Annotated in this window: 19 protein-coding genes; 5 read left to right on the forward strand and 14 right to left on the reverse strand. The window is 74.6% G+C overall.

Going from position 1 to position 23,419, the window contains the following annotated elements; all coding sequences use genetic code 11:
* Window positions 1-39: 39 nt before the first annotated feature.
* Complete coding sequence (locus ACQP17_RS32745) at window positions 40-528, reverse strand: EF-hand domain-containing protein (RefSeq protein WP_433859546.1); 489 nt, start codon at window positions 526-528, stop codon at window positions 40-42.
* Between the two features lie 305 nt (window positions 529-833).
* Between ACQP17_RS32745 and ACQP17_RS32750 the strand changes: the two genes are divergently transcribed.
* Window positions 834-1,259, forward strand: coding sequence for a hypothetical protein (locus ACQP17_RS32750; RefSeq protein ID WP_433859547.1), 426 nt, complete (start codon window positions 834-836; stop codon window positions 1,257-1,259).
* Between the two features lie 188 nt (window positions 1,260-1,447).
* Window positions 1,448-2,179 carry a L,D-transpeptidase family protein gene (locus ACQP17_RS32755; protein WP_364874089.1) on the forward strand — a complete coding sequence of 244 codons (732 nt, stop codon included), beginning with the start codon at window positions 1,448-1,450 and terminating at the stop codon, window positions 2,177-2,179.
* A 99-nt stretch (window positions 2,180-2,278) separates the two neighbouring features.
* Here the strand turns inward: ACQP17_RS32755 and ACQP17_RS32760 are convergent, their stop codons facing one another.
* Together ACQP17_RS32760 and ACQP17_RS32765 are read right to left on the reverse strand one after the other, a co-directional pair.
* A complete protein-coding gene (locus ACQP17_RS32760) occupies window positions 2,279-2,656 on the reverse strand; it encodes a thiol-disulfide oxidoreductase DCC family protein (protein ID WP_433859548.1) in 378 nt (125 codons plus the stop codon).
* Window positions 2,657-2,796: 140 nt separating this feature from the next.
* A complete protein-coding gene (locus ACQP17_RS32765) occupies window positions 2,797-3,300 on the reverse strand; it encodes a hypothetical protein (RefSeq protein WP_433859549.1) in 504 nt (167 codons plus the stop codon).
* 337 nt (window positions 3,301-3,637) lie between these two features.
* Between ACQP17_RS32765 and ACQP17_RS32770 the strand changes: the two genes are divergently transcribed.
* A complete protein-coding gene (locus ACQP17_RS32770; RefSeq protein ID WP_433859550.1) occupies window positions 3,638-4,462 on the forward strand; it encodes an SDR family oxidoreductase in 825 nt (274 codons plus the stop codon).
* A 17-nt stretch (window positions 4,463-4,479) separates the two neighbouring features.
* The gene (locus ACQP17_RS32775) at window positions 4,480-4,983 is read left to right on the forward strand and encodes a metallophosphoesterase family protein (RefSeq protein ID WP_433859551.1); all 504 of its coding nucleotides are present in this window, start codon (window positions 4,480-4,482) and stop codon (window positions 4,981-4,983) included.
* Between the two features lie 25 nt (window positions 4,984-5,008).
* Here ACQP17_RS32775 and ACQP17_RS32780 read toward each other — a convergent pair whose 3' ends face one another.
* From ACQP17_RS32780 to ACQP17_RS32830, 11 genes are all read right to left on the reverse strand, one after another.
* Window positions 5,009-5,518, reverse strand: a complete 510-nt coding sequence (locus ACQP17_RS32780; RefSeq protein WP_433859552.1) for a mycothiol transferase — start codon at window positions 5,516-5,518, stop codon at window positions 5,009-5,011.
* A 218-nt stretch (window positions 5,519-5,736) separates the two neighbouring features.
* Entirely contained in the window at window positions 5,737-6,177 is a 441-nt protein-coding gene (locus ACQP17_RS32785) for a hypothetical protein (RefSeq protein WP_433859553.1), read from the reverse strand.
* Between the two features lie 93 nt (window positions 6,178-6,270).
* A complete protein-coding gene (locus tag ACQP17_RS32790) occupies window positions 6,271-7,512 on the reverse strand; it encodes a cytochrome P450 (protein ID WP_433859554.1) in 1,242 nt (413 codons plus the stop codon).
* Window positions 7,509-8,228, reverse strand: a complete 720-nt coding sequence (locus tag ACQP17_RS32795; protein WP_433859555.1) for a TetR/AcrR family transcriptional regulator — start codon at window positions 8,226-8,228, stop codon at window positions 7,509-7,511. Before ACQP17_RS32795 ends, ACQP17_RS32790 begins: the two co-directional genes overlap by 4 nt.
* A 303-nt stretch (window positions 8,229-8,531) precedes the next feature.
* Window positions 8,532-11,399 carry a condensation domain-containing protein gene (locus ACQP17_RS32800; RefSeq protein WP_433859556.1) on the reverse strand — a complete coding sequence of 956 codons (2,868 nt, stop codon included), beginning with the start codon at window positions 11,397-11,399 and terminating at the stop codon, window positions 8,532-8,534.
* Complete coding sequence (locus ACQP17_RS32805) at window positions 11,389-13,305, reverse strand: amino acid adenylation domain-containing protein (RefSeq protein WP_433859557.1); 1,917 nt, start codon at window positions 13,303-13,305, stop codon at window positions 11,389-11,391. Before ACQP17_RS32805 ends, ACQP17_RS32800 begins: the two co-directional genes overlap by 11 nt.
* Before the next feature lies 1 nt (window position 13,306).
* Entirely contained in the window at window positions 13,307-15,223 is a 1,917-nt protein-coding gene (locus ACQP17_RS32810; protein ID WP_433859558.1) for a non-ribosomal peptide synthetase, read from the reverse strand.
* Window positions 15,220-18,396 carry a non-ribosomal peptide synthetase gene (locus ACQP17_RS32815; RefSeq protein WP_433859559.1) on the reverse strand — a complete coding sequence of 1,059 codons (3,177 nt, stop codon included), beginning with the start codon at window positions 18,394-18,396 and terminating at the stop codon, window positions 15,220-15,222. The genes ACQP17_RS32810 and ACQP17_RS32815 overlap by 4 nt, the downstream gene beginning before the upstream one ends.
* Window positions 18,397-18,544: 148 nt before the next feature.
* Window positions 18,545-19,840 (reverse strand): non-ribosomal peptide synthetase, encoded by a 1,296-nt coding sequence (locus ACQP17_RS32820; protein ID WP_433859560.1) that lies wholly within the window; start codon window positions 19,838-19,840, stop codon window positions 18,545-18,547.
* Window positions 19,841-19,938: 98 nt separating this feature from the next.
* Complete coding sequence (locus ACQP17_RS32825) at window positions 19,939-21,246, reverse strand: MFS transporter (protein WP_433859561.1); 1,308 nt, start codon at window positions 21,244-21,246, stop codon at window positions 19,939-19,941.
* Window positions 21,247-21,573: 327 nt separating this feature from the next.
* Complete coding sequence (locus ACQP17_RS32830; protein WP_433859562.1) at window positions 21,574-22,149, reverse strand: TetR/AcrR family transcriptional regulator; 576 nt, start codon at window positions 22,147-22,149, stop codon at window positions 21,574-21,576.
* 91 nt (window positions 22,150-22,240) lie between these two features.
* Between ACQP17_RS32830 and ACQP17_RS32835 the strand changes: the two genes are divergently transcribed.
* Window positions 22,241-23,383 (forward strand): agmatine deiminase family protein, encoded by a 1,143-nt coding sequence (locus ACQP17_RS32835; RefSeq protein WP_433859563.1) that lies wholly within the window; start codon window positions 22,241-22,243, stop codon window positions 23,381-23,383.
* The last annotated feature ends 36 nt before the right edge of the window (window positions 23,384-23,419 follow it).

The raw sequence follows: 23,419 nt of genomic DNA on the forward strand, positions 1-23,419 counted from the left end.
GTCGCCGCCGACGGTCGCTCCCGGTGCCACCGCTGACGGCTACTCGCTGACCGCGGCCTGCCAGGCCGCGACCTTGAGCCGGCCCTCGCCGTTCTGGTCCAGCGCCGAGAAGGCCGCGTCCGCCTGGGCGGCCGAGTACCCCGCAGCCTTGTGCAGTGCCGCGAAGTCCTCCCGGCTGACCATGCCGTCGCCGTCGGTGTCGGCCAGGGCGATGGTCGCGGCGATCGACGGCCCCACGACCGTGCCGATGGCTCCCGACGTGGCCGCGCGGGTGAACGCCTTGATGAACTGCTCCCGGTCCAGGCGCCCGGCGCGGTCCACGTCGGCCAGGTCGGCGAGCTGCTCGAAGGTGTGGCGCATCCCCGTTCGCAGCGCCGCCGCCTTGTCCGAACTCTCGGGCTCGCCCACCGCGTCCGCGAGGATCCGGGCCCGCTGGGTGAAGTCCTGGGCGGTCAGATAGCCGTCGCCGTCCGTGTCGTACGTGGTGAAGCGCTGCTCGTACTCCGCGCGCAGGGCATCGGTGATCATGGGGCGTCCCTTCTGTGCGAGGTGCTCCTGGCGGAGCCTGGGGCGGTGGCTCTCCGCGGGCGCCACGAAGAGCCACCATGGGCACATTAAGTGACTGACTTGTTGCGGATGGTCATCAGTCGGTGTGTCCGGCGTGGCTTCCCGGGCGGCGGTGTGTCCGGCCGCATGCGAATGAATATTCGGTTCGGTCGGTGAAGATCACGTATAATCCCGAGCCAAACCGCATATCTGTCGCAGTCACCCGTACAAGTGGACATGTCTCCTCCGCTCTGGCCGGGGCGGCTGCGTGGGGGGAAGGAAACCCGATGAAGTCATCCCGTCTCCGGCGCCGCCTGGCCGGCACCGCGGCCGTCACCGTCCTGGTCGGCGCCGGTGCGCTGGCCGCGGCGCCGGCCGCGTTCGCCAAGGCCAACGTCCTGGCGATCGACAAGGTCGCCCTGCACGCGCCGGGCCTGCAGGTGAAGGTCACCTACTCCTGCGACCCCGGCATGAACCACCAGCTGGTCGCCAACGTCGCCAAGGTCTCGACCGGTCACGACGTCACGGAGGCCGCCGGGACGATCAAGAAGGACCAGCTCATCTGCGACTACGCCGACCACACGGTGCAGGTGCACCTCAAGGTGGCCGAGGGGTCGCACTTCGGCAAGGGCGACAAGGTGAAGGCCGGCGTCTACTACTTCGACGACGACGGCTTCAGCTACGCGCGGCAGGAGACCGTCGCGGTCCTCTGAGCATGACGCCTCCCGGCGGACGGCAGGCCCGTCCGTCCGCCGGGAGGCGCCGCCGCGGGGAGCCGGGGCGTGTGGATCACGGTCGCCGGGGGGCGCGTGGTTGCCGTCGGGGGAGCGCGGTGACGCAGGAGATATTTCGGGTCGGTCACGCCTGCAACCGGCGGGTCGGGCAAACAGTCCTACCGGGCATGAAAAGACGACTGAACCTGCGTGTGCGGCGGTCCGCCACCGGCCGCCGGGTGGGCGCCGCGCTCGCCGTCACGGCACTGACCGTTCCGCTGACGGTGGCCTTCGGCTCCACGGCCCAGGCCGCCACCGCGTCCTCGTGCACCGCCGCCCGCGGGCCCTACCAGAAGCAGGCCGAGAAGTTCCTCGGCCGTCCGGTCGACGGCCGGCAGTCGGCCGCCGACTGCCGGGCGATCCGTGACTTCCAGACCAGCCACGGCATCTCCCCGAACATCGGCTACGCGGGCCCCGTCACCTGGGGCGTGATGCAGGTGGTGGCGCAGCAGAAGGCCGCGGGCACCAACCCGAACAAGGCGCACAAGTGCCCCACCACCAAGGGGCGGATAGCCTGCGTCGACCTGACCCGCCAGATCAGCTGGGTCCAGGACGGGTCGAAGCTGGTGTACGGGCCGGTGCCGATCCGCACCGGTCGCGACGGTTACGAGACCCGCACCGGCGCCAAGAAGGTCTACTGGCGCGACCTGCACCACTACTCGACGCTCTACAACGTGGCCATGCCCTACAGCCAGTTCTTCGACGGCGGCCAGGCGTTCCACTCCATCAGCGGCAGCGTCTGGTCCGCCCCCGGCTCGCACGGCTGCGTGAACATGCGCACCGGCGACGCCAAGAAGTACTGGTCCCTGCTGAAGAACGGCGACGACGTCTACGTCTACGGCCGTAAGCCCGGCACCTGATCCGGCCGGGAAAGGGGAAGCGCCCGATGGCGGAGGGCCACCGGGCGCCGAGCCCGCCGCACGCCGATCGGACCTGATGGGTCCCGGACGCGTCCCGCCCTAGCGGGAGGAGGGCATCGCGCAGGCCGCCGTGCCGCCCGGCAGCCGGTGGCGGTTGCGGGCGATCAGGCGGTACACGCCCTGTGCCGGACGGCGCAGGGGTGGGAGGGTGAGCAGCGCACCGACGACGGGCCACCCGCCGCCGCAGCGCAGCAGCAGCTTCGCGACGGCCTGGGCACCACCGTGCACCTCTCCGCCCGGTGTCACCCACAACACCTCCTGTTCCGCGCGCTGTTGGGTGACGCCCAGCCCCGCGAGATCGGCGAACTGCCAGGGCGTGGCGGTACAGCGTGGGCGCAGCCGGCGTTCGGCGAACCGGACGGCGGACGTGCAAAAGGCGCAGTCGCCGTCATAGACAAGTACGGGCTGCCGCTGCATTTCCCGTCACCCCTCGCGCGGTCGGAATCCAGGCGTACTTCCGACGACCATGGTATTCGTCTCGCCGCGCAAGGAATGGCGGGTGGCTGCGGTTTCGGTTTCCGGTTCCGGTGTTTACTCCGGTGATTCCCCGGCGCCGGTCAGCGGGCCAGCAGCGTGTACAGCGCCATCGGCGTCACATAACCGGGCCAGCGGCCGTCGGCGAAGAGATGCACACCGGCGTCCTCGTAGCACTGGTCGACGAGTTGGGAGCAGATCATGTGCCGCGTGCTGGCGACATAGCGGCGCAGCCCCGGAAGGGGAAGGTGGAACCGGTGCGCGGCGATCGCCAGATAGTCGAGGAAGCTGTACGGCACCCCGGTGTAGCGGGTGGCCGCGGCGCAGACGGCGGCGCGCTGCCGCTCGGTGAGCCGCTCCGGGCACACGTAGCGGACCTCGGCGCCGGCGTAGGTGTCGAGCGCCACGATGCGCGCCCCGCCCGGCTCGGCCTCCAGCAGCCGGTCGCCGGGCAGGACCAGAAAGGCGTGTTCGTAGTCGGCGAAACCGTCTCCGTTGATCCATTGTCCGAAGCGGATCAACCGGCCGGTGACGCCGGATATGCGGGTGAGTCCGATGTCGCCGGGCAGGGGGTGGGTGTGCTTCATGAGCAGCTCCCGGGAGCCAAAGGGGGGTCTCGGGGTTCATACCCGCCGGGACTTCGCCCGGACCGTACGGTGACGCGGCGCAGCCGAATTCCGGCCGCCGCCGGAGCGGACGCGGAACGTCACGAATCCCCTCGGTACGCCGAATATCGAATGCCGAATGAGGAATGCCGTGGGAATGCGGACGGAGTGCAGGAGGCCGCCCTCGCCCCGATTCCGCCCGAATCGGGCTTCTCCCTGCGGCAGATGGCAGAGGGTGAGGGGCAGCGGGCCTCCGGCGGGGTAGGGGTCACCGGACCGGGAAGCGGGCCGGACGGCCGAGCGGGAGGAGTGCGCGCAGATGGGTACCGCGGAGAGCGAACACCCCCAGGAGGCGTCCCCACGCGCCGCCGCGGCGGCCGGGGGCAATGGCCGGATGCCGCTGTCGGGCACGGTGGCGCTGGTGACCGGCGCCTCCAGCGGCATCGGTGCGGCCACCGCGCTGGCGCTCGCCCGGGAAGGCTGCGCCGTCGCCCTCGTCGCCCGCCGCGCCGGGCGGCTGGACGAGCTGACGCGGTCCCTCGGCGCACACGGCGGCACGTCCCTGGCGCTGACCGCCGACCTGCGCGACGCGGCACAGCCGGCGGAGACGGTCGAGCGGGCCGTGGCGCACTTCGGGCGACTGGACATCGTGGTGAACAACGCGGGCTTCGGCGCCCGCGGCCCGCTCGCGGACAGCGATCCCGAGGACTGGGACCGGATGATCGACCTCAACGTCAGGGCGGTGCTGCGGATGTCCCGTGCCGCGCTCCCGCATCTGCTGCGTGCGGCGGAGCAGGGGCCGCGCGGGGTGGCCGACCTGGTGAACGTCAGCTCGGTGGCGGGCCGGGTGCCGCGCAAGGACAACAGCGTCTACTCGGCCACCAAGCACGCGGTGTGTTCCTTCAGCGAGGCGCTGCGCCGCGAGGTGACCGGGCGTCAGCTGCGGGTAGGGCTGGTCGAACCGGGGATGACCACGACGGAGATGACCCGCGGCGGCGGTCAGGCCGCATCGGCCCACGGGCTGCCGCCGGAGCGCTGGCTGCGGGCCGAGGACATCGCCCGCTCCCTCGTCTTCATGGTCACGCAGCCGGCGCACGCCGCGGTCAACGAGATCATGGTGCGGCCGACCGCCCAGGAACACTGACCGCCGAGGAGAATCCCGTGCGTCTGCTGCTCGTCTCCGACACCCATCTGCCCCGGCGCGCCAAGGTGCTGCCGCCGCAGCTGCTGGACGAAGTGCCGCGCGCCGATGTCGTCGTGCACGCCGGTGACTGGGTCGACGCCGCGACCCTGGACCTGCTGGCGGACCGCGCGGCCCGGCTGATCGGGGTGTACGGCAACAACGACGGCCCGGAACTGCGCTCCCGGCTGCCCGAGGTGGCCCGCGCGGAACTGGGCGGCGTGCGGCTGGGCGTGGTGCACGAGACGGGCCCGGCGCAGGGGCGGGAGCGCCGGTGCGCCGCACGGTTCCCGGATCTGGATGTGCTCGTCTTCGGCCACAGCCACATCCCCTGGGACTCCACGGCCGGTGAAGGGCTGCGCCTGCTGAACCCGGGCTCGCCGACCGACCGCCGCCGGCAGCCGTACTGCACCTACATGACCGCCGAGATCGCGGCGGGCCGGCTCACCGCGGTGGAGCTGCACCGGCTGCCGCCGCGGAGCTGAGGCCGCAGGTCCGCGGCGGCGCCCCTCAACGGCCCAGCAGGCCGCGGACGTAGGCGGCCTGCCCGGCGTGCTGGAGGTCGTCGGCGACCACGCTGACCAGACGGATCCCCAGCGTGACGGGCGGGGTCCAGGCGCGGTCGATGACCCGCTTCATGTCCTTGTCGTCGATCCCGGCGAGGTACTGCACGGTGTTGTCGTGCACCGCGCCGTGATAGCCCGTCAGCAGCTCTCCGTCCAGGTCCCGTACGGCTGCCACGTCCTTCGTGGAATGGGCGAAGCCGGTGTCGTCGGCGGCGAAGGGGAGCCCGAAACGCTCGTACCAGCCGTCCGCGGTCCAGACCTGCTCGGTGCCGGCCACACCGGCCAGATGGTCGTCCTGGATGCGGGTGAGGTGCCAGACCAGCCAGCCGATGGAGTTGGCGTCGTCCTCGGGGCGGGTGCTGAGGTCATCGGGGTCGAGCCCGCCGACCACGTCCTCGACGACCTCCTGGATCCGGCCGAAGGCATCGACGAGCAGGTCCGTGCTGGCGTTCATACAGGGCTCCTTTGCGGCGACGGAGGTCTTCGCGCGGAAGGTCCGCGGCTGCCGGTACCGGTGACCGCTCCGCGCGCTCCGGCGGCGGTCGCACACCCGGCGGGCGCCGGCTCCGGCAGTTCCCCCATGGTCGCAAGCCGGCCGGAGGAATCGGCGGGGGCAGGCCGACGGGCGGCGTTTTCCGCGGCGTACCGAACTCGTTCGGCCGGGGCGGTGCCCTAGGGAACGGCGGCGGGAGCCCGCACCAGCAGGTGGCGGTGGACGAACGGTCCGAGGAGGGTGATGACGGTGGTCAGCCCCGCCGCGACGGCCAGGTCGGGGTGGGTCATCGAGCCCTGCAGCAGCCAACTCGCGCCGAGCGCGAGGGCGACCAGGGCGACCTTGGCGGCGGCCAGCCGGACGAACGACAGCCGGAGCCGGCGCTGCGGGCGCCGGGCGGCCCGGCGGCCGCGCGCCAGATGCAGCAGCGGCGCGCCGACGAACAGGACGACCAGCAGTTTGGCGGCGTGCTCCCACAGCGGTGCGCCCTGGTTCCAGGCCCAGATGCCGCCCATCACCAACCCGGCGACGAGATAGAGCCGGGCGATGTCCCAGGGCGGGGCCGACAGACCGGACGGACCGGGAGGGCCGGGCGAGGAGGGGCGCTCGGGCGTGGGCAAGGGGCCTCCGAGGGTCACTCGTACGAGGGCGGGCGGGGCGCGGTCGCCGGTGCGGTGGCACCGGACTTCCGCGCGACGGCCGGGTGCGGCGGGTCAGCCGAGCCGGAGCGGAAGCCGGCTCAGCCCCCGCAGGGTGATGTGGTCCTTCCACTCGGGCTCGCCGGCCAGCCGCAGCCGTGGGGCGCGGGCCAGCAGCGTCCGCAGGGCGATCTGCGTTTCGAGGCGGGCGAGCGGTGCGCCCAGGCAGAAGTGGATGCCCTGGCCGAAGGCGAGGTGCCGCGGGGGTGTGCGGCCGATGTCCAGCCGCTCGGGGCGGCCGTACGCCGCGGGGTCGCGGTTCGCCGCGCCGATCAGCAGCAGAAGCGTGGTGCCCGCGGGGACCGCGACGCCGGCGACCTCGGCGTCCTTCAGGGCGTAGCGGAGGGTGAGCTGGACCGGTGAGTCGTAGCGCAGCAGCTCCTCGACGGCGTTGTCGATCAGGTCCGGCTCGCTGCGCAGCCGCGCCAGCTGGTCGGGGTGGCGCAGCAGGGCCAGGGTGCCGTTGCCGATCAGGTTGACGGTGGTCTCGTGACCGGCGATCAGCAGCAGCGTGCAGGTGGCCAGCAGCTCGTTCTCGGTCAGCGCGTCGCCGTCGTCGTCGTGCACGGTGACCAGCGCCGAGAGCAGGTCGTCGCCCGGTGCGCGGCGGCGCTCGACGACGAGTTCGCGCAGGTAGTCGGTGAACTCGCGGCGGGCACGCGCCTCTTGTTCGGCGGCGCCGGGCGGCAGCAGGAAGTCGGGGACGAGGGCACGGGCGACCGCGTGCGACCAGGTCAGCATCCGGTGGCGGTCGGCCGTGGGGATGCCGAGCAGTTCGCTGATCACCGCCACCGGCAGGGGAGTGGCCAGGCCCTCGATGAGGTCGACCGGTCCCGGCGCGCGCTCCATGGCCGTGCACAGCTCCTTGGTGAGCTGCTCGATCCGCGGGGCGAGAAGCTCCACCCGCCGGCGGGTGAAGGCCTGGGCGACCAGGGCCCGCATCCGGGTGTGGTCGGGTGGGTTCAGACCCAGGAAGCCGCGTACCGGATGGCCCTCGTCATCGACGAGTACGGCCAGGGACGGGCGGTCCCGCTCGGCGAACCGGGGGTCGTCGGCCTCCGGGTGCCCGAACCGTCCGTCGCGCAGGACCGCGGCGCAGTCGTCGTAGCGGGTGAGCACCATCAGCTGCTCGTCGAGCCGGGCGAGCGGGGTCCGTGCCCGCCAGCGGGAGTAGAGGGGGTAGGGGTCGGCCTGGTGCCGGGGGTCGAGCAGGTCGTGCAGAGACGGCAGGGCGGCCGTGGCGTCGACGTGGGTCATCGGTTCTCCTCGGGCCGGTCGGCGGCCGCGTCGGCCGCGGCCGCGGTGTCGTCCGTGGTGCCGGGCCCCGGGCCACCGGCGGCGGCCTCGGCCGCGATCCCGGCGAACAGCCACTGCATCGCTTGTCCCAGCAGTGCGTCGGGCACGCCGGCGGGGTCGATCCGCCGCTGTCGCAGCAGCCCCTGGAAGAGCGCCATCGCGATGGTGGCCACCGCGTCGGCGGGCGCAGCGCCCCGCACCCCGTTGTGCTCCAGCGCCTGGACCATGAGGGCCTCCAGTGCGGTCCGGGGGCCTCGAAGCTCCTCGGCCAGCGTCTCCATCAGCGGCGGGTGGCGCACCGCGTAGAGCCAGAATTCGGCCTGGAGCGGCGCGAAGTCCGGGTCCTTGTCGGCGGCGTTCGCCAGCAGCCGGCCGAGCGCGGGTCCCGGGTCGTCGCCGGCCTGGGCGTCCGCCATGATCTTCGTCGCCCGGGACACCTGCTCGCTCGCGCGCTCCTTCAGCAGCTCCACGAACAGCCGGTCCTTGCTGCCGAAGTTGGAGTAGACCGCGCCGATGGAGAACCCCGCGGCCTCGGCGATCTCCTCCACGGAGGCGCCGGCGAACCCCTTGCGCGCACACGTCCGCGCCGCCGCGTCGAGCAGCAGGCGCCGGGTGCGGGCCTTGGTCTCCGCTCTGGTCGGGCGGCGCGGGGGGGTGCGGTCGGCATCCGGGCTCATGCCTTCCACACTAGGCATATCGTCCACTATGTCAATAGCGAGCGATATGTGAAGGGCTCGGGGCGGGTCGGGCAGGGCGCGACGCGGCGGGCTCCGGCGGCGGGTCCGGACCCCGCGGGACGGCCGGTGACCTGCCCGGATCCGTCCGGTGCGGCCCCCGGCGGGTGGCGCGGGCGGCCGGATACGGCAACGCCGCGGGCGACGCCGGAGCGGCGTGCACCCGCGGCGCGATGCGGCGGCGCGGTGAGGCAGTGCGGAGCGGACCGGTGCGGGACCGGTCCGGCCGCGTCGGTCGGCCGCGGCTCAGTTCTCCTCGGGGCCGACCATGGCCGCCAGGACGGCACGCCAGTCCTCGCCCGGCTGCTCGGCCAGGGACGGGGCCAGCCGTCCGGAGCGGTAGTGCCAGCGGTGGTCGAGGTCCGGGTGGACCTCGTCGGTGTCCCGGATCTCGCTGTCGCTGCCGAGCAGTACGGTCAGCTCCGTGGCGAGGTCCCGCCAGGAGACGTGTCCGCTCACGGCGTTGGCGACACCGTGCACGGGGGCGTCCAGGCAGGAGACCACGGCCCGGGCCAGCGCCGCGGCGTGCACCCAGGCCGCGCCGTACCAGTCGTGACCGCCGGTGCCCGGCCGCGGCAGGTCGATCGGCCGGCCCTCCTGCGCGGCCTGGAAGAGCAGACCGGTGGCGCCCCAGCGCAACTGGTCCCGCAGCCGCTGGTGGGCCCCCCACACCAGGGGGGAGCGGACGGCGCTCGCGCCGCCCCGGCCCCCGGCGCCGGCGGCCCGCAGCAGCAGCCCCTCACAATCGGCCTTGGCCTGTCCGTAGGCGCTCAGCGGCGCCTGGGGCGCGGACTCCTCGGCCACCCATGCGCTGCCGGGATGCCCGTAGGCGTCCACGCTGCTGACGAAGACGAACGGGCCGCGCGACCAGGCGCCGATCATCGCCGCCATCGCCGTCACATCGACCTCGGGCCGGGTGAAGGTGCAGGCCGCGTGGATCACCGCGTCGGCGCCGTCGACGGCCTTGCGCAGCGAGTCCAGGTCGCCGAGATCACCCTCGATGACGTCCACGCCCTGCGCGGCGACCAGATGCGCGGATTCGGGGCGGGCCAGCGCCAGCACCGGCCGCCCGCGGGCCGCCAGTTCCCGCAGCACGAACGCGCCGACCCCGCCGGTGCCGCCGGTGACCAGGACCGTGCCCTCACGAGTGCGACGCGGGCGGGAGGGGGCGGCCGCCGTGGCGGCGGCCCGCTCCGCCTCGCGGGCGTCCAGCAGCGCGGTGACCGCGCGCGGGGTGCGGGCCTGCATGATGTCCAGGCCGGTCAGCGGCAACGTCAGCGCCTGGCGCAGCCGTTCGGCGAGCTGCACGGCGACCAGCGAGTGGCCGCCGAGCAGGAAGAAGTCGTCGTCCGGCCCGGAGGTCTGCCCCAGCAGGGCGGCGAAACCCTCGGTCACCGCCTCGGCGTGTGCACCCTGCGGAGCGGGCGCCGACGGCAGGCCCGGCAGCCGGGTCGTGTCGACCGTGCCGGCTGCCGTGCGCGGCATGACGTCCAGCAGGGTCACCGCGGCCGGCACCAGAGCGGGGGCCAGCGACGCGCGCAGATGGGCGCGGAGCACGGCCGGTGCCGGGCCGCCGGTCTCCCGCAGCACGGCGTAGGCCAGCGACGGGCCGACCGCCGGTTCGACGACGACGGCCTCGGCCACCTCGGGGTGGGACCGCAGCAGCGCCTCGGCCGGGTGCGCGTGGGCCTCGCCGCGGCGGGCCGGCGGCTCACCGGGCATCCGGGACAGCCGCAGGCCCGGGTCCGCGGCGACCGCGGTGAGCAGGGCCGCGTGGTGCGCACCGAGCGCGGTCGCGGCGTCCTCGTCCAGCGCGGTCCGGCTGTACTGGACCAGCCCGGCCGGCTCGGCACCGTCCACCAGGCCGAAGGACAGGTCGAACTTCGCCTCCCCGGCGCTGATGTCGACGTACTCGCCCTCGGTACCGGGCAGTTGCAGGGTGGTCGGGGTGCCCAGGACATCCGCGGTCACCCGGACCAGCGGGGTCCCCTCGGCGTCACGGGCGGTGGCGCCGAGCCGCTCCAGGATCAGGTCGAACGGCACCTCACGGCCCTGCTGGGCGTCGAGCAGGGCGTCGCGTACACGCTCCACCAGCGTGCCGAACGTCGGGTCCCCGGCGGTGTCCACCCGGACCGGGAGGGTGTTGACGCACAGCCCGACCAGGCCGCGCATGTCGGGGCCCTGCCGGTGGGTGCCGGCCACGCCGATCACCAGGTCGTTGCGGCCGGTGAAGCGGTGCAGGGCGGCGAAGGCGCCGGCCAGGGCCACGGTGAAGAGGGTGGCCCGGTGTTCCTGGCCCAGTGCGCGCAGCGCGGCCGGCACGCCCGGGGCGAGCGCGACGGTGCGGGTGGCGGCCGGGCGGTCACCGGCGTCGGCGGGCGGCTGCGCCGGCCGCGGCAGCGGCAGCGGGGAGGCGCCGCCGAGCCGCTCGGTCCAGTGGGTCAGCCCCTTCTCCAGCCGGTCGGCGGCCGCCTGCTCGCGCCGGGCGAAGTCCGCGTACTGCGGGGGAGCCGGCGGCAGGGCGGCCGGCGAGCCCTCGGCGGCGGCCGTGTAGAGCTGGTTCAGCTCGTCGGCCACCGTCTCCAGGGACGGTCCGTCGATGGCGATGTGATGGAACGTCAGCAGCACGGTGTGGTCCTGCGGTCCGTGCCGCAGGACCAGGGCGCGGGGCAGCGGCCCGGCCGCGAGGTCGAACGGCCGGTGGGCCTCCTCGGCCAGCAGCGCGCCGGCGCCGTCCTCGCCCGTCTCCACGAGGCGCAGTGCGACGGTCTCCGGCGCCGGGAGCACCTCCTGGTACGGCTCACCGTCCCGCTGCCCGTAGCGGGTGCGCAGGATCTCGTGGCGGCCCACCAGCGCGGTCAGCGCGGCGGCCAGCGCGTCCGTGTCGAGCGGGCCGCGCAGCCGGGTGGCGAACGGCACGCTGTACGAGGCGCCGTCCCGGCCCAGCCGGTCCATCAGCCACATCCGGCGCTGGGCGTGGGAGAGCGGCGCCGGACCGCGCCGCTCGGCCTCGGCCTCGGCCCCGGCGGCGGGCGCCGGGCGGGCGGTGCGGGAGCGGGCCCGGCGCAGCAGCTCCTCCTGGAGCGCCGCGGCGGTCGGGGAGTCAGCGGACATCGGTGGCCTCCGGGGCGCCGGGGCGCAGATCGCTGTGGGCGGCCAGCAGCGCACGCTCGACGAGCGCGGCGTGTCCGGCCACCGTGGGGGCGGCGAAGAAGTCGGCGAGCGTCAGCTCCACGCCGAGGTCCTCGCGGAGGTCGTCGGCGACGGCCAGCGCGAGCAGCGAGTGCCCGCCCAGCGCGAGGAAGTCGGCGTCCGCGCGGGCGACTTCGCGCCCCAGCGACCGGCTCCAGATCTCGGCGACGGCCTGCTCCAGCGGGCCGAGCGGCCCGGCCGGGGCGTCGGCCCCGCCGTCGGCGACGAGGTCCCGCAGCGCCCGGCGGTCGACCTTGCCGGACGGGGTGAGCGGCAGCGCCTCGACGCACTGGATGTCGTCCGGGATCAGATGTGCGGGCAGGACGGCGCTGAGCGTCTCGCGCAGCGCGTCCGGGCGCGGCACCGGGCCGGGCGCGGCCACCACGAACGCGGCCAGCCGGGCGTCCTCGGGGGTGGGGTGCAGCACGGTCACGGCGGCGTCCGCGACCTCGGGCCGTTCCCGCAGGGCGTGTTCGATCTCGCCCGGCTCGATCCGGAAGCCGCGGATCTTCACCTGGTCGTCGGTGCGCCCGTGGAAGTCGAGCGTGCCGTCCGGCCGCTGGGAGACGAGGTCACCGGTGCGGTAGAGACGTCCCCGCCCGGGCAGGTCACGGAAGCGTTCGGCGGTCAGCTCCGGCTGTCCGGTGTAGCCGTGCGCCAGCCGGCTGCCGCCGATCCACAGTTCGCCGCGGGCGCCGGCCGCGACCGGCTGCCCGGCGTCGTCGAGCAGGTGCACACTCGCCCCGGCGATCGGCCGGCCGATGGGCATCGGGCCGTGGCAGTCGGCGGTGGTGACGCGGTGGGCCGTGGTGAAGGTGGTCGCCTCCGTCGGTCCGTAGCCGTTGATCAGCTCCAGCCACGGGAAGGCGGTCAGCACTTCACCGGCGTGGTGCGCGGACAGCGCCTCGCCGCCCACGACCACCGTGCGCAGCAGCGAGAAGATCCGCGAGCGCCGGCCGGCCAGCTGGTGGAACAGCGCGGTGGTGAAGAAGGCGACGGTGACGCCGTGACTCTCCACCTGCCGTGCCAGGTCCTCCAGCGACGGCCGTTCGGTGGTGCACACGACCACGGCGGCGCCGTTGGCCAGGGCGCCCCACACCTCGAAGGTCGAGGCGTCGAAGGTCATCGGCGAGTGGAAGAGCACCCGGTCACGGGCGGTCAGGGTGAGATACGAGGGGTCCAGCAGCAGCTCGGCGATCGCCCGGTGCCCGATCGCCACGCCCTTGGGGCGGCCGGTCGAGCCCGAGGTGAACATGGTGAACGCCGTGGCGTCCGGGCCGAGTTCGGCGGCGGCGAGCGCGTCGCCGCCGAGCAGCGGCTCACCGGGCAGCGTCAGGGTGGCCCCGGCCGGCGCCACGGATTCGAGCAGCTTGCGGTCGCCGACCGTCAGCGTGGCGCCCGCGTCGGCGGTCAGCGCCTCGGAACGGGCCCGCGGATGGGCCGGGTCGAGCGGCACGCACCCGGCGCCGGCCCACCACAGCGCGAGCTGGGCGACCACGGTGCGGGCGGAGCGGGGCAGCAGCAGCGCCACCGAGTCACCGGGACGCACGCCGTTCTCGCGCAGATGGGCGGCGAGCGCCCGGGCCGACGCGACGAGCTGCCCGTAGGTCAGCGTGGTGTCGCCGTCCGCCACCGCCAGGGCGTGCGGGGTCCGTTCGGCGTGCCAGGCCACCAGGGCGGCCAGCCCGGCCTCGGGGGCGGGCCGGCCGGCCGGCGGGACGGGCCCGGTGCGGTCACCGGACGGGGTGCGCTCGTGCGGCAAGGTGCCTTCGGTGAGCACGGGGCCCTCCTTCGGGGCGTCGGGGACGTACGGGGTGCGGGTGGTCATCTCAGGCTCCCGCCGCCTGCGTGCGGGCACGGCGCTCGTCGATGAGCCGTGCCACGGCGCGCAGGTCGGGCTGGCGGAGCAGCTCGGGGGCGCGCAGCCGCACCCCGCTCTCCTTCTCGATGACGGTCAGCAGCCGGGCGGCGACGATCGAGGTGCCGCCGGCCTCGGTGAAGTTCTCCGCCAGCGAGATCCCGGGACGGGCCAGCAGATCGCGCACGGCGTCCAGCAGGAGCCGTTCACCGGGCGTGGCGTCCGGGTCCGGTGCGGCGGCGGCGCCGGCGTCCGGACGGGCACCGGCCGCGGCCGCCGCCTGCCGGGTCAGCTCGGCCCGGTCCACCTTGCCGTTCGCGTCCAGGGGGAAGGCGTCCACGAGCCGTACGTCCGAGGGCACGGCCTGTTCGGGCAGCCAGGCCCGCAGGGCGGGCAGCAGCGACTCCGCCGTGGGAGCGGCACCGGCGGCCGGGCGGACGTACGCCACCAGCCGGGTGCGGCCGTCGGCGGTACGCGGCGCGGTGACGACGGCGCTGAGCACCGCCGGGTCCTGCTCGAACGCGGCCTCCACCTCGGCCGGTTCGATCCGGACACCGCTGATCTTGACCTGGTCGTCGAGCCGGCCGAGGAACTCCAGCTGCCCGTCGTCGAGCATCCGCACGCGGTCCCCGGTGCGGTACAGGCGCTCCACACCCGGCAGGGCGAGGCCGTCGGGCACCGCGGTGAAGCGGCGCGCGGTCAGCTCGGGGTCCAGGTAGCCGAGCGCCAGACCGCTGCCGCCGATGCGGAGTTCGCCCTCCGCGCCGTGCGGCACCGGCCGGCCGTCGGCGTCGGTGACGAGCACCGTCACGCCGGGCAGGGGCAGGCCGATCGGCGGGGCGGACTCCACGTCCACCGCGCCGTCGCCGGCCGGCATGCTGTGCACGGTGGAGACCACGGTGGCCTCGGCCGGACCGTAGGCGTTGTGGACGGTGGTGGTGACCTCCGCGCCGGGGCGCCGGCGCATCCGGTCACCGCCCACCACCAGATGACGCAGCTTCAGGTCGGCGGGCCAGGGCCGCTCCAGCAGCGGCTCGGCCATCGGGGTCGCCGCGACACCCACGGTCACCCCTGCCGCACGCCACCAGTCGGCCAGCACCACCGGGTCCCAGCGGACGTCGTCCGGAGCGGGGATCAGCGTGGCCCCGGACGTCAGCCCGGCCCACAGCTCCATCAGATGCGGGTCGAACGCGACACCGATCAACAGGGACTGCCGGTCGCCGGGGGCGAGGCCGGTCGTGGCGCGGTACCAGTCGAGAAGCGTGCCGAGCGCCGCCTCGCCGACCGCGACCGCCTTGGGACGGCCGGTGGAGCCGGAGGTCAGCACGGCGTAGAACGTCTCGGGGGGCGCGGTGCGGGCCGCACCGGCGGGCGCGGCGAACGCCGCCACCACGCGGTCCGCGGCGTTGGCGCCCGCGCCGGGCAGCACCAGGTCCCGCAGCTCCGCCGAGCGGTGCCGGGGCGGCAGGACGTCGGGGTCGCCGATCAGACAGACGACGTTCAGGTCCTCGGTGACGGCGGCGGTACGGCGCTCACCGGGGCGGGGCCCGAGCGGCAGGTACACGGCACCGAGCCGGGCCAGCGCCACGGCGCACGCCACCAGGGCGGCCGAGCGGTCCAGGCAGACGCCGACCAGGTCACCGGGCCGCACCCGGTCGCGCAGCGCGGCTACGACCTCATCGGCGGCGAGGTCGATCTGCTCGTACGTCCACAGGTGCGGCCCGTCGGCCACCGCGGGCGCCTGCGGGGTGCGCCGGACCCACTCCGTGTAGCGGGCGAGCACCCCGCTCCCGCCGCCCTCGGGGAGGGCGGGGCCGTGGGCGATGCTGAGCGGGCGCCCGTCCGCGGTCTGCGCGGCGGGGGCCGGGGCGGTCATCGGCTGGGTCATCGGGACTCCGTCACGGGGGTCGAAGCGGCGGGAGCGGGGACGGCGGCGGTGCCCAGTGCGCGGGCCTGGTCGGCCAGCACCGGGTTCTGGAACAGCAGCCGCAGCGGCGGGCGCTTGCCCAGGCGCGGTTCGAGCCAGGCGGCCAGCTCCGCGGCCAGCAGCGAATGGCCGCCGGACCGGAAGAAGTCCGAGGACTCGTCGAAGCGGCTGTGGCCCAGCGCCGCGGACCAGCCCTCGGCCAGCAGTGCCGTCATCGGGTCGGACGGCGCCAGCGGCTGCACCTCGACGCTCTCCACGGCAGGCGTGGCCGGCTCCAGCGTGGCGGCCCGGCGGGTGAGCGCGGTGCGGTTCGGCTTGCCGCCGGCCAGCCTCGGCATGGTGTCCAGCAGCGCCCAGCGGCCCGGTACCAGGGCGCTCGGCAGCCGGCTGCTCAGCTCCGTGTGCAGCGCCTGCTCGTCCCACGGCGCACGCTCGTCGGCGCGCTCCAAGAAGCCGACGAGCCGGGGCCCGCCGGAGGCCTCGCGGTCCAGCACGACGGCGACGGACCGGCCGCCGAGCGCGGCCGAGGCGGCCGCCTCGACCTCCTCCAGCTCGATGCGGTAGCCGCGCAGCTTGATCTGGTGGTCGCGGCGGCCCAGGAAGTACAGCAGCCCGTCGCGGCCGCGGTAGCCGAGGTCGCCGGTGAGGTAGACCCGCTCACCGCCGAGGGCCTCGACGGAGACGAACCGTGCGGCCGTGGCCTCGGGGTTGCCCACGTAGCCCTCGGCCAGCCCGGCGCCGGCGATGGCCAGTTCCCCGACCGCGCCGTCGGGCAGCGGCCGGTGCCGTTCGTCCAGGACGTGGACCCGCTCGCCGGGCAGCTCGGTGCCCAGCGGGATCTCCCCGCCGGCCGCGAGGCCCTCGCGGGTGATCTCGTGAACGGTGGAGCTGATGGCGGCCTCCGTGACGCCGTAGACGTTGAGCACGGTGCTGTCGGTGTCCGCCAGGAAGGCCTGCAGCACGTCCGCCGGGAGGCGCTCACCACCGAGCACCAGCAGTCGCGGCGCCCACTGCCCGTCGCGCAGGGCGGGACGCATCTCCTCACGGGTGGCGAGGAAGTAACTGGTCGGCAGGTTGGCCACGGTGACCCGGGCGGCGATCAGCAGGGCGGCCAGCTCGGCGCCGGTGGGCACCTCACGGTCCGGAGCCACCAGGCACGCCCCGGCGTACAGCGACGGCAGCACCTCCTCCAGGGCCACGTCGAACGACGGCTGGGCGAAGAGCAGCACCCGGTCGCCCGCGGCCAGCCCGAACCGCTCGGCCGCGCCGGTCAGATGGTTCTCCAGCGCCGCCCGGCCCACCGCGACGGGCTTGGGGATGCCGGTCGAACCGGAGGTGTGGATGATGTACGCGGCACCGGGCACGACCTCGGCCGCCCGGGCGGCCGGCAGCTTCTCGGCGTCGACGGTGGCCGTCGGCAGGCCGTCCGGCACGGTGACGGGGGAGTCCGCCGAGGTCAGCACGAGCGCCGGCGCGAGCCGGTCCAGCAGCAGCGACAGCCGGGCCTGCGGGTCGGAGGGCGACAGCGGGCAGTACACCGCCCGGGTCCGCAGACAGGCCAGCAGCGTCACGACGGAGTCCGCGCCGCGCGGCAGCACCGCGGCCACCGGCTGCCCGGCCGTCACTCCGGCGGTCCGCATCCGTTCGGCGAGCGCGCTCACCCGCTCGTCGAGATCGCCGTAGGTGAGCCGGCGGGCGCCGATCAGCAGCGCGGGCAGCGACGGGTCGTGGGCGGCGGCCGGGTCCAGCGGGTCGTGGCCGGACCGCGGCGCGGGGGCCGTGAGGGCCGGCGGCACGGGCGGCGGCGCCAGCTCCGCGAGGGCCGTGCCGGGCGCGTCGAGGTAGGCGCGCAGCAGGTCCAGGAAGCGCCCGGCGAGCAGCTTGGCCACGTCCTCGCCGAACATGTCCTCGTCGTAGTCCCACACCAGCGTCATCCCCGGCGCGCCGTGCCGGACGCTGACACCGCGCCGGTCGTCCGGCAGCAGCACCACGTCCAGGTCGAACCGGGTGGTGCCGGTGTTGAAGCCCTCGAAGAGGGTGATTTCCAGGCCCGGGACGTCGATCTCGGGCAGCTCGGCGTCGTGCGCGCTGAACATGACCTGGAACAGGGGGTTGTCGGCGCCCGAGGTGTGCAGCCCGAGCGCGCGGGTCAGCTCCTGGATCGGCACCTCCTGGTGCGGCAGCGCACGGAAGAGGGTGTCGGTCACCTCGTCCATGGACTCCTCGGCCGGGGCGGCCGGGTCCAGCCGGAGCGGGAGCGGGATGGTGTTGACGAACATGCCCACCGCGTCCTCGAAACCGCGCGGGCGGTTGCCGACCGCGGTGCCGACCACCATCTGCGTGCGGCCGCTGTGGCGGCGCAGCAGCTCGGCGAAGAGCCCCAGGAGGGTGGCGAACGGCGTCAGCCCGCGGTCGCGGGCGTGCGCCCGCAGCTGCTCGGCGAGGTCCGCGCCGATCGACTGCCGCAGCTGGCCGCCGTGGTGGCGGCGTCGCGAGCCGGGCCGGGTCAGACCGGGCAGCGGCATGTCGTAGGACAGGTCGCGCAGTTGACCGGTCCAGAACTCCAGGCCCTCGGTGCGCTGTGCGCTCACCTCGTCGGCGGACCGGGATCGGACGTGGTCGGCGTAGGAGGACGCGGACGGCAGCTGCACCGGCTCGCCCAGGACGTGGCCCCGGTAGACGGAGAACACGTCCCGCAGCAGGATCGCGAACGAATGCCCGTCGTGGATCAGGTGGTGCTCGACGTGGATGAGCCGGTGCCGGTCGTCCGCCAGCCGGACCAGCGTCCAGCGCAGCAGCGGCGCCTCATACGTGTCGAGCGGGGTCTCCGCCTCGGTGCGCAGCAGCTCCTGGAAGGCGGCCTCCGGGTCCGGAGCCCCGCTCAGGTCGACCGTGCGCAGCCGCGGGGCGCAGGCCTCGGCGACCCGCTGCCCCGGCATCGCCCCGGCGACGGCGACGAGTTCCAGCCGCAGCCCGGCGTGCCGGTCGAGTGTGGCGGCGAGACCCAGGCGCAGCGCCTCGGCGTCGAGTGTGCCCCACAGATCGAGTGCGGCGGTGAAGTTGTAGGCGCGGCTGCCCGGTTGCACCTGTTCGTGCAGCCAGACGATCTCCTGCGAGGAGGAGAGCGGAAGCATGGGCGATCCCTGAAGGTTGTCGGGTCGGGTGTGTTTCTCCGGCCGGAGCATGGTCGGGCCCGGCCTGGGGTGCGCGGAGCGCGCCGCGGGTTGTGCGGCGGCTTCGGCGGAGTCGTGGGGTGGGAAGGGGCGGGGCCCCGGTGGCGGATCAGCCGGCCGTCGGGGCCGGGGTCCGCAGGCTGTCGGCGAGTGCGGCGAAGGCGCGCTCGGCGGTGAGGTCGGGCACGAGGGTGCGGTCCCACACCATCCGCAGCCCCAGTTCGGCCCCCTGGGTGACGGAGACCGCGAAGGGCCCGCGGACCGCCCGGCCGTCGACGTGGACCTCACGGCCCGTCACTCCGGCCAGGCTCAGCGGGGGATGGCGCCGGGAGTCCTCCACGGTCAGCAGGCCGTCGAGCCGTCCGCTCCAGCCCGAACCGGCCGCCCGGGCGGCGTGCACCACGGCGTCGAAGGGGGTGGCGGCATGGTCCAGGTCGTCCCACCAGTCCCCGGCCGTCGCGGCCGGGTCGGGCCGCTGCCCGGTGTCGGTCGGGAAGACCACGGTGTTCAGGAAGCAGCCCAGCACCGGCGCGGCACCGGAGGGCCGGCCGCCCCACGGGTAGCCGATCGGCACCACCGGACCGCTGCCGTACAGGACCGCGGCGGCCGCCCGGCAGGCGTCCAGCAGCTGCGGGAAGGGCGCCCCGCCGTCGGGCGCGGGCAGGTGCACGGTGGCCGAGCCGCCGGGCGGGGTGCCGGGGGCCTGCGCCGCAGGCTGCGGCGCGGGGGCCGCCTCGCGCACGGTGCGCAGCCGCTCGCCCCAATACGCCATCGCCTCCGGCGAGCCCGCGCGCTCCTCCGCGGCGAGCTGCAGCAGGACGGCGTCCCGGTAGGCGGTCAGTTCGGCCTCGGTCTCGGCGGGGGAGGGGCCCTCGGCGCCGGTGCCGCGGTCGTAGGCGGTGCCCAGCTCGTCGGCGAGCCGGGCCAGCGACTGGCCGTCGCAGGCGAGATGGTCCAGGACGACGGCGAGCACCTCCTCGGTCCCCTGCGGGCCGTCCGGCACCAGGAACAGCCGCAGCGGTGCGCCCTGCGTGTCCCATTCCGCCAGGGCACGGCGCAGCACGGCCGCCGCGTCCTCGCCGGGCGCGCACGCCAGGCGGAGGACGGGGACCTGCGGCTGCTCCAGGCGCAGCGCGGGGGTGCCGCGCTGCACGGTGGGCCGGGACCGCAGCACGGGGTGCAGTGCGGCGAGCCGGTTCGCGGCCGCCGCGAGGCGGTCGGTGTCCACCGTGCCGCGCGGGAAGGCGAAGAACATCGGCACGAGGTCCGGCCGCCCGGCGGGGTCCATGGCACGCACCAGCGCGAAGCGGCGCTGGGCCCCCGTGACGGGCAGCAGGACCGGGGCCCCCTCCCCGGCGTCGAGTCGCCGGAAGCGGGCCAGATACTGGCTCGTGATGCTGGGCACCGTGATCCTCTGTGTCGTGACTGACCCGCATCACCGGAGCGCGATGCGGGGGGAAAACTGCCGAACGGGGGGGGAGGGGAGGGAAGAGACGGTCGGCGTCAGCCGAGCGTGGCGGCCTCGGCCGCGTCCGCGGCTCCGGGCCGCGCGGCGTCCTCGTCGGGGCCGGCGGGCAGATCCCGCATCCGGCGCAGCGGGGAGAGGAGCAACGGGAGCGGTACGGCCAGGAATCCGGCCGCGCACCACACGAGCGCCGTACGGGCGCCGAAGGCATCGGCCAGCGCTCCGCCGGCCAGGGCTCCGAGCGGCAGGGTGCCCCACATCAGGAACCGCAGGGTGGCGTTCATCCGGCCGAGCAGCCGGGGTGGGCACAGGGACTGACGGAAGCTCACCTGCGCGACGTTGTAGACCACGGCGCCGAAGAAGACCACGCCGGAGCCGATCGCGAAGAGCACCGCTCCCGCACCCCGGCCGGACAGCGGCCACAGCAGCGCGAACGGGCCGGTGACCAGTGCGGACAGCCAGATCAGCCGGGCCTGGCCGAGCCGGGCGGCGAGCCGGCCCGCGCACAGCGCGCCGGCCAGCCCGCCCACCGCGGAGGCGGACAGCACCAGACCGACGACCCCGGGCGCCAGCCCGAGCACCCGGACCAGGAAGACGGACTGGGTGGCCATCAGCGTCGCGGTGAAGAAGTTGCCGAGGCCGGTGGTGAAGGCGATCACCCGCAGCAGGGGGTGGGCGAAGACGAACCGCAGCCCCTCACCGATGTCCTTGCGCAGCGAGGCGTCCGGTACGGGCTCCGGACGCTCCTCGGGCCGCTTGATGGCCCACAGGAACAGCGCGGAGAGCGCGTAGCCGGCCGCGTCGGCGGCGATGGCCAGGGCGGCTCCGAGCAGCTGGACGAGACCGCCGCCGAGGCCGGGTCCCGCCACCTGTGCCGTGGAACGGATGGTCTCCAGCGCCCCGTTGCCCGAGACCAGTTGGTCCTTGGGCAGCAGCTGGGGCAGGTAGCTCTGGTGGGCCACGTCGAAGAACACCGTGGCCACGCCGGTGACGAGGGCGACCAGGTAGAGCTGAGCCATCGTCAGCACACCGGCGACGCCGGCCAGCGGGATGCTGGCCATCGCCACCGCGCGCACCACATCGGCCCGGATCATCAGCGGCAGCTTGCGCATCCGGTCGACCCACGCCCCTGCCGGCAGCCCGACCAGCAGGAACGCGGCGGTTTCGGCGGCGGTGAGCAACCCCACCTGGAAGGCGGGGGCGTTGAGCTCGAGCACGGCGACAAGGGGCAGGGCGACCAGAGTGACCTGGGCGCCGAGCTGTCCGGCCGCGGCACCGGCGAGCAGAAGGCGGAAGTCGCGGATGCGCAGCGGGCCGCTGGCCGCGGGTCGGGGTATGGCGGGCATGCCAAGGACCATGGCTGAACGGTCGATCAGCGGTCAAAACCCGATGCACACTTTCGGTCGCTTTTCTTCACCAATTCGCCACCACGACAGAAAATTCTTCATCAGATCCTGGTGTCCGCCGGATGACCAACACGCGCCGTACCCGCTCTGAAATGGGAAGCTGTCGCGCACGCCGGGCAGGAGGGAGCGGTCGGGTGCGGAGAGTGACGTGACGGAATCCGACCGAAAACAGTCGTCGATGTCCGCTTATTGACCGAAGCATTCGATTCACCCGCTATGACGTGCGGTGCAGCGGCTCCCGGCGGGACGGTGCGCGCCGCCGGGAGGTCAGGGCTGCCCGAGCTCCACCCGGACGGCGCCGCGCACGAGTTCATGGGCGCGCTCCAGCGTGGTGGTGCCGCTCAGCCAGCGCTCGCTCAGGCCCTCGACGAGTGCGGAGAGCCGTTCGGCCGCCGCCGTCGGGTCGGCCTCCGGGGCGGCGGTGCCGGCGGCCTGGGCCCGGCGGATCAGATCGGCGAGGTCCTCGATCCAGTCCCGGGTCGCGCCGGCCAGCAGCTCGCGCAGATCCGGGTCGAAGACGGCGGTGGCCCGCAGCTCGCCCCAGGCCGCGCTGTTCTCCCTGACCTGGGGGATCTCCTGGAACTCCAGCAGCAGCATCTCGGTGAGCTGGGCGAGCGGGGCGTCGGAGGCGTCCAGGGCGGCGTCGGTGTAGCGGATCGCCCGCCGGTTGATGAACTCCAGCGTGCGTCGCAGCAGCCCGGCGCGGTCCTTGAAGTGGTAGTAGATCAGCGCGGTCGAGACGCCGGCCTCGGCGGACACCTGCTCGACACGCAGTCCGCGCACCCCGCTCCGGGCGATCAGCCGGGCGGCGGCTTCGAGGATCTGGGTGGGGCGGTCCGGCATCGAGGCTCCCGGGTGCGAGAAATCAACTGTGGCTCGGCTCCGATCATGCCTTACGCTGGTACTGACTAAAATTTCAGTCAGGAGGATTCCGGTGGAGATATCACGACGTCAGACCCTGCAGGCGGCGGCCGCCGCCGCGGTCGGCGGAGCACTGACCGCCTGTAGTGGCGCGGACGCGGCCGGGGCGGCGCCCCGCACGGACCACGCGGCGGCCGCCGCGGCCGCCCGCCCGGCCGGCCGCTGGCGGCTGCCCGAGGAGACCCACCCGCACGCGGCCACGTACATGGCCTGGCCCACCCGGGAGATCTGGGGACCGGACGTGACCGGCGTCCGCGACGACATCGCCCGGATCGCCCGGGCCATCGCCGAGTGCGAACCGGTCACCCTCCTGGCCAACGAGCGGGAGGCGACGGCGGCCCGGCGGGCCTGCGGATACGGCGTGGAGGTGCTGCCGACCCCGGTCGACGACCTGTGGATGCGCGACAGCGGACCGGTCTTCGTCGTCGGCCCCGAGGGCGTCGCCGGCGTCGACCTCAATTTCAACGGCTGGGGCAAGAAGCAGGAGCACGGCCGCGACCGGCACGTGGCCCGCACGGTCCTCGCCCATGAGCGCCTCACCCGGATCACGGCGCCGCTCACCGCCGAGGGCGGCGCCCTGGAGACCGACGGCCGGGGCACCCTGCTGGCGACGAAGAGCTCGCTGCTCAACGACAACCGCAACCCCGGCCGGTCCCGCGAGGACATCGAGCGGGCGCTCAAGGACCTGTTCGGCGTCTCCCGCGTGATCTGGGCGAAGGGGGTCAAGAACAAGGACATCACGGACTATCACATCGACGCGCTCGCCCGCTTCGCCGAGCCGGGTGTCGTGGTCATGAGCACCCCGGCCGCCGGCGCCCCGCGCACCCCCTTCACCGCCGCCTACGAACAGGCCCGCACGGTCCTCGACGGGGCCGTCGACGCCCGGGGCAAGCGGCTGGAGGTCGTCGAGCTGCCCGAGCCGTCCGACATCGGCCGCCACGGCAAGGACTTCCTGGCCTGCTATGTGAATTACTACGTCGCCAACGGGGCCGTCATCATGCCCCGTTACGGCGACCGGAGGGCCGACAGCCGGGCCGCCTCCGTCGTGGGCGACCTGTACCCGGGGCGCAAGGTCGTCCAGCTGCCGCTCGACCATCTCGGCGAGGGCGGTGGCGGCATCCACTGCGCCACCCAGCAACGCCCCCGGGCCGTCTGACACCACCCACCCGCACCGGGGCCCCGCCGCGAGGGC

The sequence above is a fragment of the Streptomyces kronopolitis genome (assembly GCF_050953795.1).
GTDB lineage: Bacteria > Actinomycetota > Actinomycetes > Streptomycetales > Streptomycetaceae > Streptomyces > Streptomyces kronopolitis_A.

Excerpts from the sequence above, each read along its gene's own strand:
- ACQP17_RS32800 (WP_433859556.1), bottom strand. The coding sequence starts at position 11,399 with ATGTCCGCTGACTCCCCGACCGCCGCGGCGCTCCAGGAGGAGCTGCTG.
- ACQP17_RS32760 (WP_433859548.1), bottom strand. The coding sequence starts at position 2,656 with ATGCAGCGGCAGCCCGTACTTGTCTATGACGGCGACTGCGCCTTTTGC.
- ACQP17_RS32795 (WP_433859555.1), bottom strand. The coding sequence starts at position 8,228 with ATGAGCCCGGATGCCGACCGCACCCCCCCGCGCCGCCCGACCAGAGCG.
- ACQP17_RS32790 (WP_433859554.1), bottom strand. The coding sequence starts at position 7,512 with ATGACCCACGTCGACGCCACGGCCGCCCTGCCGTCTCTGCACGACCTG.
- ACQP17_RS32765 (WP_433859549.1), bottom strand. The coding sequence starts at position 3,300 with ATGAAGCACACCCACCCCCTGCCCGGCGACATCGGACTCACCCGCATA.
- ACQP17_RS32830 (WP_433859562.1), bottom strand. The coding sequence starts at position 22,149 with ATGCCGGACCGCCCCACCCAGATCCTCGAAGCCGCCGCCCGGCTGATC.
- ACQP17_RS32750 (WP_433859547.1), top strand. The coding sequence starts at position 834 with ATGAAGTCATCCCGTCTCCGGCGCCGCCTGGCCGGCACCGCGGCCGTC.
- ACQP17_RS32805 (WP_433859557.1), bottom strand. The coding sequence starts at position 13,305 with ATGACCACCCGCACCCCGTACGTCCCCGACGCCCCGAAGGAGGGCCCC.
- ACQP17_RS32770 (WP_433859550.1), top strand. The coding sequence starts at position 3,638 with ATGGGTACCGCGGAGAGCGAACACCCCCAGGAGGCGTCCCCACGCGCC.
- ACQP17_RS32825 (WP_433859561.1), bottom strand. The coding sequence starts at position 21,246 with ATGCCCGCCATACCCCGACCCGCGGCCAGCGGCCCGCTGCGCATCCGC.
- ACQP17_RS32745 (WP_433859546.1), bottom strand. The coding sequence starts at position 528 with ATGATCACCGATGCCCTGCGCGCGGAGTACGAGCAGCGCTTCACCACG.
- ACQP17_RS32810 (WP_433859558.1), bottom strand. The coding sequence starts at position 15,223 with ATGACCCAGCCGATGACCGCCCCGGCCCCCGCCGCGCAGACCGCGGAC.
- ACQP17_RS32780 (WP_433859552.1), bottom strand. The coding sequence starts at position 5,518 with ATGAACGCCAGCACGGACCTGCTCGTCGATGCCTTCGGCCGGATCCAG.
- ACQP17_RS32815 (WP_433859559.1), bottom strand. The coding sequence starts at position 18,396 with ATGCTTCCGCTCTCCTCCTCGCAGGAGATCGTCTGGCTGCACGAACAG.
- ACQP17_RS32755 (WP_364874089.1), top strand. The coding sequence starts at position 1,448 with ATGAAAAGACGACTGAACCTGCGTGTGCGGCGGTCCGCCACCGGCCGC.